Annotated in this window: 11 protein-coding genes; all 11 read left to right on the top strand. The window is 37.8% G+C overall.

The features are described 5' to 3' along the window. Positions 1-9 precede the first annotated feature (9 nt). The 11 genes from AC6CH7_RS18840 (at position 10) to AC6CH7_RS18790 (ending at position 13,520) form a co-directional block, all read left to right on the top strand. The gene (locus AC6CH7_RS18840) at positions 10-3,087 is read left to right on the top strand and encodes a TAT-variant-translocated molybdopterin oxidoreductase (RefSeq protein ID WP_498264200.1); all 3,078 of its coding nucleotides are present in this window, start codon (positions 10-12) and stop codon (positions 3,085-3,087) included. A gap of 23 nt (positions 3,088-3,110) precedes the next feature. After that, on the top strand, positions 3,111-4,583 hold the full coding sequence (nrfD, locus tag AC6CH7_RS18835; protein ID WP_048907762.1) for an NrfD/PsrC family molybdoenzyme membrane anchor subunit: 1,473 nt from the start codon (positions 3,111-3,113) through the stop codon (positions 4,581-4,583). Positions 4,584-4,585: 2 nt separating this feature from the next. Then, entirely contained in the window at positions 4,586-5,122 is a 537-nt protein-coding gene (locus AC6CH7_RS18830) for a DUF3341 domain-containing protein (protein ID WP_048907761.1), read from the top strand. Next, on the top strand, positions 5,115-5,705 hold the full coding sequence (locus tag AC6CH7_RS18825) for a c-type cytochrome (protein ID WP_498264199.1): 591 nt from the start codon (positions 5,115-5,117) through the stop codon (positions 5,703-5,705). The genes AC6CH7_RS18830 and AC6CH7_RS18825 overlap by 8 nt, the downstream gene beginning before the upstream one ends. A 14-nt stretch (positions 5,706-5,719) precedes the next feature. Continuing rightward, a complete protein-coding gene (locus tag AC6CH7_RS18820) occupies positions 5,720-6,934 on the top strand; it encodes a quinol:cytochrome C oxidoreductase (RefSeq protein ID WP_498264198.1) in 1,215 nt (404 codons plus the stop codon). Positions 6,935-7,002: 68 nt separating this feature from the next. Beyond that, a complete protein-coding gene (locus AC6CH7_RS18815; protein WP_498264197.1) occupies positions 7,003-8,235 on the top strand; it encodes a cytochrome c oxidase subunit II in 1,233 nt (410 codons plus the stop codon). A 20-nt stretch (positions 8,236-8,255) separates the two neighbouring features. Next, positions 8,256-10,145: a cytochrome c oxidase subunit I gene (locus AC6CH7_RS18810; protein WP_294873245.1), complete on the top strand. Its 1,890-nt coding sequence runs from the start codon at positions 8,256-8,258 to the stop codon at positions 10,143-10,145. 85 nt (positions 10,146-10,230) lie between these two features. Further along, positions 10,231-11,295, top strand: coding sequence for a COX15/CtaA family protein (locus AC6CH7_RS18805; RefSeq protein WP_498264196.1), 1,065 nt, complete (start codon positions 10,231-10,233; stop codon positions 11,293-11,295). A gap of 11 nt (positions 11,296-11,306) precedes the next feature. After that, positions 11,307-12,185: a heme o synthase gene (gene cyoE, locus AC6CH7_RS18800; RefSeq protein ID WP_498264195.1), complete on the top strand. Its 879-nt coding sequence runs from the start codon at positions 11,307-11,309 to the stop codon at positions 12,183-12,185. A 6-nt stretch (positions 12,186-12,191) separates the two neighbouring features. Beyond that, a complete protein-coding gene (locus AC6CH7_RS18795) occupies positions 12,192-12,782 on the top strand; it encodes a cytochrome c oxidase subunit 3 (protein ID WP_498264194.1) in 591 nt (196 codons plus the stop codon). A 30-nt stretch (positions 12,783-12,812) separates the two neighbouring features. Beyond that, entirely contained in the window at positions 12,813-13,520 is a 708-nt protein-coding gene (locus tag AC6CH7_RS18790; protein WP_099440523.1) for a cytochrome c oxidase subunit 3, read from the top strand. Positions 13,521-13,528: the final 8 nt, after the last annotated feature.

Here is a 13,528-nt window from a genome sequence, read left to right as displayed (position 1 = left end):
ATAGCTTAAATGGAAAGCAATAAAAAATACTGGAAAGGCTTAGAAGAGTATAAAAACACTCCGGATTTTGTTGAAAATAACAAAAACGAATTTGCTGAGCCACTTCCAATAGAAGATGTTTTAAATGAAGCAGGGTTAAGTACAGTAACTCCACGCCGTGACTTTTTAAAAGCTTTAGGCTTTGGGTTAGGTGCGGTAACACTGGCAGCTTGTCAAACTGCTCCTGTTCACAAATCAATTCCTTACCTGGTTAAACCTGAAGAGGTAGTTCCGGGTATACCGAACTATTATGTTTCAAGTTTTAACGGACAAAGTGTGTTAGTTAAAACAAGAGAGGGAAGACCAATTAAAATTGAACCAAATCCTAATGCAGGAACGTTTAATTGTGGTACCGATGCTCAGGCTCAGGCTTCAGTATTAGATCTTTATGATGTTTCAAAACTTAAGGCACCTGTATTAAAAGATGCAGAGAGTAACTGGGCCGAGATTGATAAGTTTGTACAGGCAGAGTTAAATAAAGCTCAGGCTTCAGGCAAGAAAATTCGTATTGTTTCATCTTCAGTAAACAGCCCTTCTACTAAAGCGGTTATTGCTGATTTTACAACTGCTTATCCTACGACTAAGCATGTTCAGTATGATGCTGTTTCTTATACAGGTATTATTAAAGCAAACGAAAATAGCTTTGGTAAAGCTGTTATTCCTAAATACAACTTTGATAAGGCTGATCTGATTGTAAGTTTCGGGGCAGACTTTTTAGGTACATGGATTAGCGGAGAAGAATTTACTTCACAGTACGTTTCGAACAGAGATCACAAATCTTTGAAAGCTGGCAAGATGTCTCGCCACTTCCAATTCGAAGCTGGTATGAGCTTAACAGGAACAAACGCAGATACTCGTGTTCCGGTTAAATTATCAGAAGAAGGACCTGCTTTAATTGCTTTATATAATGCAATTACAGGAAGCGCTTTAGCTGGTGCTGCTTTACCTAATAATGTTACTGCTGATAAAGCACTTAAATTAATAGCTAAAGAATTATTACAAAATAAAGGAAAGTCACTTGTAGTTTCAGGTTCGAATGATGTATCTACCCAAATATTGGTAAATGCAATTAACTCGGCAATTGGTAGCTATGGTACTACTATAGATCTTGATAATCCTTCTAAACGTTACGCTGGTAATGATGCAGAATTTGCTGAGTTTATCAACGAGATGAACAGAGGTGAAGTTGCTGCAGTATTTTTCTTAGATAGCAACCCTGCTTATGACGTTGCAAATGCTAAAGGATTTACTGATGGATTAGCTAAAGTTGGTTTAAAAGTTTCTTTCTCTGACAGAAGAGATGAGACTTCGACATTATGTAATGTTATTGCCATTAACCATAACTATTTAGAGTCATGGGGTGATGCTAACGCATATGAAGGTTATTATTCAATTGTGCAGCCAACCATTAATCCTGTGTTTAACTCACGTCAGGCTGAGGAAAGTCTTTTAATCTGGTCTAATGGTCCGGTTAAAGAGTATTATCAGTATGTACGTAATAATTGGGAGAAAACCATTTTACCTGCTTTAGGTAAAACATGGCAAGATGTATTGCAAACAGGTGTTTTTGCTTCGGCATTAAAACCTGCGGGCACATATACATTTAGCTTATCGCTCGCAGCTGTAATACCTTCGATCATCAATAACAGCAAGGCTTTAGCTAAAGATATCGAATTACAGGTTTACGAAAGTATTCCGATGAGAGACGGTAAACATGCAAACAATGCGTTCTTGCAAGAACTACCTGATCCTGTTTCTAAAGTAACCTGGGATAACTACATTGCCTTAGCACCTAAATTTGCTAAAGAATTAGGCTTTAAAGAGTTTGATATTGTTTCAATAAAAGACGATAAAGGATATGAAATTGAGTTACCTGTGCTTATTCAGCCAGGACAAGCTCAAGGAACAGCTTCTGTTGCTTTAGGTTATGGACGTACAAAGGTTGGTAAAGCAGGAGATAACGTTGGTAAAAATGCTTATCCATTTGTAAGCTTTACTAATGGTACTTCTAAGTATGCAACCACCGTTAAACTTTCTGGAACAGGAAAAACTGAAGAACTGGCTCAAACGCAAACTCACCACTCTTTTGAGGGTAGAAATATTATTCGCGAAGCTACTTTTACAGAATATAAAAAGAATCCAGCTGCTGGTTCAGGTAATGACCACGCAAAACATAAAACTTACGATCTGTGGGATAAATATGAGAAACCAGGTAACAACTGGGTTATGGCAATCGATTTGAATGCTTGTACTGGTTGTGGTTCTTGTATCGTTGCTTGTAACGTGGAAAATAATATTCCCGTTGTAGGTAAAGACGAAGTACGCAGACGCAGAGAGATGCACTGGATCCGTATTGACCGTTATTACAGCTTTAATGTTGAAGGTGAAGGTCATGCTGAAGAAGCACATGCTCATGGCGAACATGGAAATGGTATCAATTCAGTAACTAAAGAGAAAGAAATTGCTCATTTAGATAACCTTGATAACGTTTCTGTAGTGCATCAGCCAATGCTTTGTCAGCATTGTGATCATGCTCCTTGCGAAACTGTTTGTCCGGTATTGGCAACAGTACACTCATCAGATGGCTTGAACCATATGGCTTATAACCGCTGTGTAGGTACACGTTATTGTGCAAACAACTGTCCATATAAAGTACGTCGTTTCAACTGGTTTAACTACTGGAATGATTCGCGCTTCGATAACTACTTGAATAATGAATTTACTCAGTTGGTTCTTAACCCTGATGTAACTACACGTTCGAGAGGTGTTATGGAGAAATGCTCTATGTGTATTCAGCGTATTCAGGCCGGTAAATTACAAGCTAAAATTGAAAAACGTCCGTTGAAAGATGGCGATATCAAAATGGCTTGTCAGCAAGCTTGTTCTGCCAATGCAATCATCTTTGGAGATGGCAACGATCCTAACTCGGAAGTATCTAAAGCATTACGTAGTGAACGTATTTACTATGTTTTAGAAGAGATAAACGTACAACCGGGTATAGGTTATATGACAAAAATTAGAAATACAGATACAACAGTACAAGCGTAAGCTGATATTAAAGAAAATAAATTATGTCAGGACATAACGAATCAATATTAAGAGAACCATTAATCACCGGCAAAAATATCACGTATGCAAAAATTACGGATGATATTTTAATGCCAGTTGAGAATAAGCCTAACAGGGCATGGTGGATTGGATTTATAATTGCACTTTGCGGTGCTACCCTTTGGGTAGTAGCCGTGGGTTATACCTTTTGGTTCGGTATCGGAGCATGGGGTCTAAATAAAACAGTAGGTTGGGCATGGGATATCACCGGTTTCGTATGGTGGGTAGGTATTGGTCACGCAGGAACATTGATTTCGGCGGTATTATTACTGTTCCGACAGAACTGGCGTAACTCAATTAACCGCTCAGCTGAGGCGATGACCATATTTGCCGTTATTTGTGCGGCTACATATGTTGTATCTCACATGGGTAGACCATGGTTAGCATATTGGGTACTTCCTTTACCAAATCAGTTCGGATCACTTTGGGTTAACTTTAACTCTCCGCTAGTTTGGGATATGTTTGCGATCTCGACTTATTTCTCGGTTTCACTTTTATTCTGGTATACAGGTCTTTTACCTGATATCGCAACTATTCGTGACCGTGCAACCGGATTAAGACGTAAGGTTTATTCAATCATGTCATTTGGATGGGCAGGAAATGTTAAAACATGGCAACGATTTGAGGCTGTATCTATCATCTTAGCCGGTATTTCTACACCTCTGGTGCTTTCGGTACACACGATTGTATCTATGGACTTTGCAACTTCAGTAATTCCAGGATGGCACACTACAATCTTCCCTCCTTATTTCGTGGCAGGGGCGATCTTCTCAGGATTTGCGATGGTGTTAACCTTACTATTGGTTGCACGTAAAGTATTAGGCCTTGAGAACTACATCACCATGTTCCACATTGAGTCGATGAATAAAATCATCATCTTAACTGGTTCTATCGTAGGTGTGGCTTACTTAACAGAATTCTTCATTGCCTGGTACTCAGGTTCTGAATATGAGCAATATGCTTTCATCAACCGTTCAACAGGACCTTACTGGTGGGCATACTGGATGATGATGACATGTAACGTAATTTCTCCGCAGTTGTTATGGTTCAAAAAGATCCGTACCAGTATTGCAGCTACCTGGATCTTATCTATTGTAGTAAATATAGGTATGTGGTTTGAGCGTTTCGTAATCATTGTAACTTCATTGCACCGTGATTACCTACCATCGAGCTGGGCTATGTTCTATCCATCATGGGTTGACGTAAGTGTGTTCGTAGGATCAATAGGTGTTTTCTTTACATTGTTCTTATTGTTCTTAAGAGTATTACCTTCTATTGCCATAGCAGAGGTTAAACTACTACTTAAGAGCGCTAGTGAGCAAGCTAAATTGGAGCAGATTAAAGAAGGACATCTTGAAAAAGAACATGTAGCAGAATACATTGAGTCTTTAGAGAAATTTGATAGTGTTAAACAAGAAGATTACGCAAAAATATAACAATGAATAATATCAAATATATTTTAGGCAGTTTTGGTGATCCTGATGAAATGATGCATGGAATTCAAAAATTGCAGGATAATAACATTAAGATACATGATGTTTATACACCAATGCCAATCCACGGTATTGAGGCAAAGCTTGGTGTTAAACGTTCAAGGTTGGATATAGCAGCTTTCTTTTTTGGAATTACTGGTACAATGACCATGTTGTCATTCGTGTACTTTGCTGCAGCGTATGATTGGCCAATTAATATTGGTGGTAAACCGCATTTCGCATTACCGGATTTTATTCCAATTACGTTTGAGCTTACCATCTTATTTTGTGCTTTTGGTCTGGTTGGTTCTTACTACGCGTCAACCCATTTATTCCCGGGAAGAGCTCCAAGAGTAATGGATTTAAGAGCAACAAATGACAGGTTTATTATTGCTATTGATGCAAAAGAAAATGCTGAGCACAGTAAGATAGATGATTTATTAAAAGAAGCTGGTGCTTTAGAAGTAAAGTATAATGAAAGGAAGTATGTTAGCTATGAATAGGAATAAAGTAGTTTTAACCTCGTTTTGTATTCTTGCCACTGCTGTTATTTTTTCAGCATGCAGAGATAAACGTAGTACGGGTTTAGAATACGCAAGGAATATGTATGATCCGATTGCTTATAACCCGGATCAGGCAAATAAGAACTTTGCAAATGGACAAACCGCACAAACTCCACCAAAACATACCGCTCCGGTTGGGTTTGTAGAGGAAGATGTTTATCCAAATACAAAAGAAGGTTACGAAGAAGCTGGTGTTAAATTGATAAACAGTTTACCATTAACCGAACAGAATCTTTTACAAGGGCAGCATTTATTTAATGCGTTTTGTTCACCTTGCCATGGTAAAGAAGGTGATGGACAAGGTCACCTTGTTAAATTGGAAAAAATTAATGGTGTTCCATCATTTCATGATCCTGAGAAAACCTCTTCAAGAGGCGGTTTAATGAAAGATCTATCCGCGGGTAAGATTTATCATACAATTAAATATGGTGTTAATATGATGGGAGCTTATGGATCTCAATTATCACCAGAAGAGAGATGGAAAGTAGTACTTTATGTACAACAATTACAAAAAGCAAAATAGAAAAGAAGAAATAAATGGGAACTCATAATTATAATTTAACTGAGCAGTTTGAGTTTACAGGTAAAGCAAAAAACCTAAGCATAATCGCTATAGTAATAGGATTATTGGCTATAGGCTATGGCTTTTCGGCTGAGGCGCTTCACGAGCGTACTTTTGCTAACCTGTTATTAATGGCTTATTACTTCGCTTGTGTCTGCATGTCGGGCGCATTCTTTTTAGCTGTTCAATTTGTAGCACAAGCAGGTTGGTCTGCTTCTATACTACGTGTACCTGAGGCAATGGCTAAAGCACTACCAATTGCGGTAGTCATTTTAATTGCTGTTATGGCTGCAGGTTTATATACTCACAATTTATATCATCACTGGAACGCTCCGGGATTAACAGACCCTGACAGCGAAAACTTTGATAAATTAATACAAGGTAAGTCAGCATTTTTAAATGTGCCTTTCTTTATGGCTCGTCAGGTAATCTTCCTGGGAGTATATAGTTTTTTTGCATTATTACTTGCCAGATTATCTAATAATGAAGATTTAGAAGGTGGCTTAAATTCTTACAGAAAGAGCTTTAAATATTCTTGTGTATTTCTTGTAATCTACGGATTTACTACTCCAATATTTGCTTTTGATACGGTAATGTCACTTGAGGCACACTGGTTCTCTACTATGTTTGGCTGGTATAACTTCGCCGCGATGTGGGTGAGCAGTTTAGCTACTATCGCTATTATCCTTATCTTGCTAAGGAAATCGGGTTATATGGCTTGGGTAAACAACAGTCACTTACACAACTTAGGTCAGTTTATCTTTGGTTTTTCTATCTTCTGGACTTACGTATGGTTCGCTCAGTTCTTGCTTATTTACTATGCAAATATGCCTGAGGAGACTGTATATTTTTACAAAAGGTTTGATAACTATGAGTTTTGGTTCTACCTGAATTTAATTTTAAACTTCCTTGCGCCGTTATTGCTGTTAATGGACAGAGATAATAAAAGACAAGAAAATATTTTACTTACAGTGTCGATCATTGTATTGTGTGGTCACTGGGTTGATTATTACCAAATGATCATGCCTGGAACTGTAGAAGAGCACCATGGTTTTGGTATCATTGAAATAGGTACAGCGATAGGTTTTGTAGGTTTATTTACCTTTACCGTTTTAAATGGGTTAAGTAAAAAACCTTTGATCGCAAAGAACCATCCATTTTTACAAGAAAGTTTAAATCACCATTTGTAATAGGTGATCTGGATAGGATATAATAAATAATAGTATAATAGAAGTACAGTGTTACTACTTTTAAGAAAATGAGTCTAAGAAAATTAATAAGTAATAAAACAATAGCGGCACTAGCAGTGATTGTAACTGCATTTGCAAATACAAGCGCTTTTGCGCAGGCTGCCGCTGCAACAGCAGAGAAACCTGTTGATATGGGGCCGGTTTATAAAACCGCGACGTTCTATGTTCTTGCATTTTTACTGGTTTGCTTATTTGTAGCAATAGTTGGTAAGGCATTAAAGGTTTATGAATTGACCCGTGAGGCACAGGATAAACCGAAAGGAATTAACTGGGATGCAATAAACGGAGGTTTATTCGCCTTATTCCTTATTGTTGGTTTATATGGTGTGTATTGGGAATATACAGTTCATGGTAACATGATCTTACCTGAAGCAGCTTCTGAGCATGGTAAAAAGATAGATCAGATGTTTAACATTACATTGATTCTTACGACCATTGTTTTCATTGTTACACACATACTTTTATTTGCTTTTGCTTATTTCTACAAACACAGCGGAAAAAGAAAAGCTTATTACTATCCTCACAACAATACTATTGAGCGTATCTGGACAATCATTCCGGCGTTAGTTCTAACAGTTCTTGTACTTATGGGATTCCTTACCTGGAGATCTATATTCTATAAGGTTGAAGATCCTAACAACAAGCCTATCAGTATTGAGATTACTTCATCTCAGTTTGCCTGGGCGATTCGTTACGCAGGTGCTGATGGTGTGGTAGGACTTAAAAACTATAAACTAATTACTTCGGACAACGCTCTGGGTATTGATTTTAAAGATAAAAAGACATTGGATGATCAACTTGCAGAAGTAATGGTTATTCCAGTTAATAAGCCGGTTCGTTTGATTCTTACCAGTAAAGATGTGATCCACAGTTTTTATATGCCACATTTTAGAGTTCAGTTGAATACTGTACCAGGTATGACGTCATATTTTGAATTCACTCCTACAATTACTACTGAGGAGATGAAAGCTAAAACAAATGATCCTAAGTTTAAATATTTGTTCTTATGTAATAAGATTTGTGGTGATGGTCACTACAAAATGCAGAGAGAGGTTAAAGTTGTTTCACAAGCCGAGTATGACGCATGGGTTGCTGAATTGCCAACATACCTAACTGATGATTTAAGGAAGCAATTTAATTTGCCTGTAGCTTCGGCTCCTGCAATTGAGCCAGCTCCTGCTGATACAACTGCAAAAGATACTTCTGCAGTTAAAACGAATCAAATAGCTTTAAAAAAATAACAATACTGGAATAGCACATTATGTCAACTATATCATTACACGATACACATAACCACGATAGCCATGATGATCATGGTCATCACAAAGAGACTTTTTTAACGAAGTACGTCTTTAGTCAGGATCACAAGATGATCGCCAAGCAGTTTTTGATAACTGGTATTATCATGGCTGTTATAGCAATGGGCTTATCGATATTGTTCCGTATACAATTAGCCTGGCCAGATAAAAGTTTCCCTCTTTTAGAAACATTTTTAGGTAAATGGGCTGAAGGCGGTAGGATAAAACCCGACTTTTATCTAGCATTAGTTACCATACATGGTACCATCATGGTATTCTTTGTATTAACGGCTGGTTTGAGTGGTACTTTTAGTAACTTATTGATTCCTCTTCAAATCGGAGCAAGGGATATGGCTTCGCCATTTCTTAACATGCTTTCATACTGGTTCTTCTTTACAGCTTGTGTGATCATGATGAGTTCATTCTTTATACAAACAGGACCGGCAAGTGCGGGATGGACGGTTTATCCGCCACTATCTGCATTACCAACTGCAATTAGTGGTTCTGGTTTAGGTATGACCTTATGGTTAATCAGTATGGTACTTTTCGTTGCCTCATCATTAATGGGTGGTATCAACTATGTAAGTACTATCTTAAATATGCGTACAAAAGGAATGGATTTGTGGAAAATGCCATTAACAATCTGGGCGTTTTTCTTAACAGCTGTTTTAGGTATCTTATCTTTCCCTGTATTAGTTGCAGGTGTTGTATTGTTAGTATTTGACCGTAGCTTTGGAACAAGTTTCTATCTTTCTGATATTGTTATGGGTACTCAAGTATTGCCAAACGAAGGTGGATCACCAATCTTATGGCAACACTTATTCTGGTTCCTGGGTCACCCTGAAGTATATATTGTAATTATGCCTGCAATGGGATTGTCTTCAGAGATTATGTCTGTGAATTCAAGAAAACCAATTTTTGGTTACCATGCAATGATTTATTCGCTAATCGGTATTACTATATTATCATTCATCGTTTGGGGTCACCACATGTTTGTAACGGGTATGAACCCATTATTGGGTGGTGTGTTTATGATCACTACTTTGATTATTGCTGTTCCTTCGGCAGTTAAAACATTCAACTGGTTAGCTACACTATGGAGAGGTAATATCAGATTTACCCCAGCTATGCTGTTTGCTATTGGTATGGTATCATTCTTTATTTCAGGTGGTTTAACTGGTATATTCTTAGGTAACGCATCTTTAGATATTAACTTGCATGATACTTATTTCGTTATTGCTCACTTCCACCTTGTAATGGGATCTGCTGCAATATTTGGTATGCTTGCGGGTGTTTATCATTACTTCCCTAAAATGTTTGGTAGATTAATGAGCAGTAAACTTGGTTATTTACACTTCTGGATCACGTTTATCTGTGCTTATTTGGTGTTCTTTCCACTACACTTCTTAGGTCTTGATGGTGTTCCACGTCGTTATTATGCATTTACTGAGTTTGAGTTTATGCAGAAATGGGTTACTGTAAATATTTTAGTTACATGGTCTGCAATTATTGCTGCATTAGCTCAGGTCGCATTCTTATTTAACTTTTTCTATTCTATTTTTAAAGGTAAAGTATCATCTCAAAACCCTTGGGGCGCGAATACATTAGAGTGGACTACTCCTGTAGAGCGTTTACATGGTAACTGGCCGGGTGAGATTCCAACTGTTTATCGTTGGCCATATGACTATAGCAAGCCAGGTGCTGAGGAAGACTTTATTCCTCAAACCGTGCCTTTCTCTCAAACTATGAGCTCTAATATGCCACATGATTTTGAAGGAAACGCTGAAGCTGAGCGTATACAGAGAGAATGGGAAGAGAAAGAAGAAGCTGCAGGCAGAACAAAATTAGACTAGCATATAGTTTATAATATGATGGGGTATCTGCAGTAGGTAAATACTTACAACAGATACCTCATTTTTTTTAAATCTAATACACACCATGGTTCCTAAATCTGAGAAGAGATTTATCAGGCTAAACCTTATAACGATAGTTGTAACCTTATTGCTAATTTTGGCAGGGGGGATAGTACGTAGTACAGGGTCTGGTATGGGATGTCCGGATTGGCCAAAGTGTTTTGATCAATATGTACCTCCAACCTCAGCTTCACAATTGCCCGCTGACTACAAGGAAAAGTATGTAGCTGAACGTGTTGTAAAGAATGAACGTTTTGCTAAAACACTTGATAAGTTAGGTAAAGGGCACCTTGCAGATAGTATAAGACATGATGAATCTATCTTACAGCCAGAGACCTTTAATGTAGCAAAAACCTGGACCGAATATTTAAATCGTTTGATGGGTGCTGCAACCGGGTTTTTATTGGTTGGATTAGTTATCTATTCTTTTACCTATCGTAAAGCAGCTAAACGTATAGTCGTTTTAAGCTGGGTGAATCTGGTAGTGGTTGCCTTTCAGGCATGGTTAGGTTCAATAGTTGTGTCAACCAATCTGGTTCCCTGGATTGTTACGGTACACATGTTATTGGCTTTAGTAATTCTGGCCATACTAGTTTATACTTATAATTATGCACAGCAAATGCATAAGGCAGTAACCATCGTTATGGCTAAGGTTGTATGGTTAAAGGTTTTAATCTTTTTAGCCATAGTGGTGAGTGTGCTGCAGATTGTTTTAGGAACAGAAGTAAGGGAGGCTGTTGATGCAGTTTCAAAAGCTTTAATGTATAATGATCGCGAAAGCTGGTTAACCAGGGTAGGCAAGATCTTTTCTTATCACAGAGACTCAGCTATGATTGTTCTTATATTGAACATCATTATATACAAGCTTGTTAAAGATAGGTTTAATGGTAAAGCCACCGCTTTAATGGTAGCCAATTCTATAGCAGTTGTTTTGATTATTCAGATACTAACTGGATTAATATTGTCGAACTTTGCATTGCCGCCTTACGCTCAGGCATTACACATTTTATTTTCAACCCTACTATTTAGTCTGCAATACTATCTGTACTTGTTGGTTTACAAAACAGATACTTACAATCAAGAGCATTAATAATATATAATTTGAAACAGTTTCTAACAGATTTTTCTAAGCTCATTAAATTCAGACTCACCTTTCTGGTTGTGTTTTCTGCATCAGTTACCTTTTTAATTGGTTCGCAGGTAGAAATCGCTGGAGTTGTTCCTGGAATAGACTGGACCAAATGGCTTATTTTAATAGCTGGAGGCTTCCTGGTTACCTCTGCAGCTAATTGCTTTAATGAAGTAATAGAGGTTGATCTGGACAAGTTAATGACCAGAACCAAGGATCGTCCAATGCCAGCCGGACATATGACCACAGGTCAGGGCCTGGTATCGGGATTAGTAATGGGAATGCTTGGAACATGGTTACTAGGTAAATTAAATATAGAAACAGGGTTGCTATCCGTGTTTTCAATATTTTTATATGCCTTTGCCTATACCCCTTTAAAACGTAAATCGCCTATCGCTGTATTTGTTGGTGCCATTCCGGGAGCGTTGCCTCCACTAATTGGTTACGTGGCAGCTCATGGAAAGATTGATGAAATTGCAGTGATACTTTTCCTTGTACAGTTTGTATGGCAGTTTCCTCATTTTTGGTCTATCGCCTGGGTACTTGATGATGATTACAAAAAAGCTGGATTTAGATTGCTGCCTACTACTAAAAGAGATAAGGCAAGCGCATTTATAACATTTATCAGCACCTTAATATTAATTCCGGTTAGCTTGTTGCCAACATTCTATGGATTTGGTGGCTATTATATCGCTGGGGTATCATTAATTGCGGGATTGGTATTTGCATGGCTGGCCTTTAAAATGTGGGTTAATATGGATTTGGCAAGTGCACGGAGGGTAATGTTTTGTTCCTTCTTCTATCTTCCATTAGTACAGGTGATTTTATTTTTTGATTTTATAGCTAAATAATTTAAGATGGTACACACATTAAATAAAGAGGATATGAAGTCTGCAGCGCCTATAGATACCAAACCTAAGAAGTTTGTTATCTGGTTGTTTGTGGTTTCCTCGACTATTATGTTTGGGGGTTGGACAAGTTATTACATTGTTTTTGCAGCCTCAAAAGGTAAGGGCCACGGTTTGGTACTGCCTGATGTTTTCATGTACAGTACAGCTGCATTAATAGGTAGCAGTATCTGTTTATTCCTGGCCTCAAGAGCGCTAAGGAATGGGCAAATTCAAAAGCAAAGATTGTTCTTGTGGTTTACTATTGCCCTTGGATTAGTATTTGGTTACCTGCAGGTAGAAGCATGGTCGAGCTTATACCACAGCGGAGCAGCAATGGTAAATAATAATGCTGCTATTTCTGTTATTTATGTAGTTTCTGGCTTCCACTTACTGCACATTTTTGCAGGTTTATGTATTGTATTGAATGCCCTAATTGGGGCTTATAAAGAAATGCCGATAGAAACACGCAAGTTCCGGATGGAAATTGCTTCTATATTTTGGCATTTTATAGATATATTATGGATATATCTGTATGTTTTTTTACTTTTGAACAGTTAGATTTTTTAACAAACTATTACTATTTACAAAATGAGTTCATTATCACAATTAGATCAGGTAAAAACTACTCCATGGAGTGGGGGCCGCTCGCCGTGGTCAGTAGAGTACGGCAAAATAATGATGTGGTTTTTTCTGGTTTCTGATGCATTCACATTTTCGTCATTATTGATCTATTACGGAGCGCAGCGCTTCAGTAAATTTACATGGCCAGATCCGGATTTGGTTTTCCAATCTATTCCAGGCATAACCGATAGTGGTGCTCCACTTGTATTTGTGGGTATTATGACGTTTATTTTGATCATGAGCTCGGTAACTATGGTACTTGCGGTAGAGGCTGGCCACAGACGCTCTAAAAAGGAAGTTGTGTGGTGGATGATTGCTACTATTATAGGTGGTTTAATGTTCCTTGGTTGTCAGGCTGCGGAATGGACACATTTGTTCCATGAAGGGTTTGGGTGGGGAAAGATTCCAACTATGGAAACGCTACATCATTTGTTTACCGGTGAGGTATCTACAGTTTCTGCACTTCAGTTCTCAAATCTATTCTTTACAATAACAGGATTCCACGGATTCCACGTATTTAGCGGAGTGATCATTAACATCATCATCTTATGCATGACTATTAATGGCACTTTTGAAAAACGCGGACATTACTTAATGGTTGAAAAAGTTGGTTTATACTGGCACTTTGTAGACCTTGTTTGGGTATTCGTGTTTACATTCTTCTACTTAGTTTAATCTTACTC

Source organism: Pedobacter sp. GQ55, from assembly GCF_059758925.1.
The sequence above is the reverse complement of the archived record's forward strand: the minus strand, read 5'-3'. Positions and strand labels throughout refer to the sequence as shown.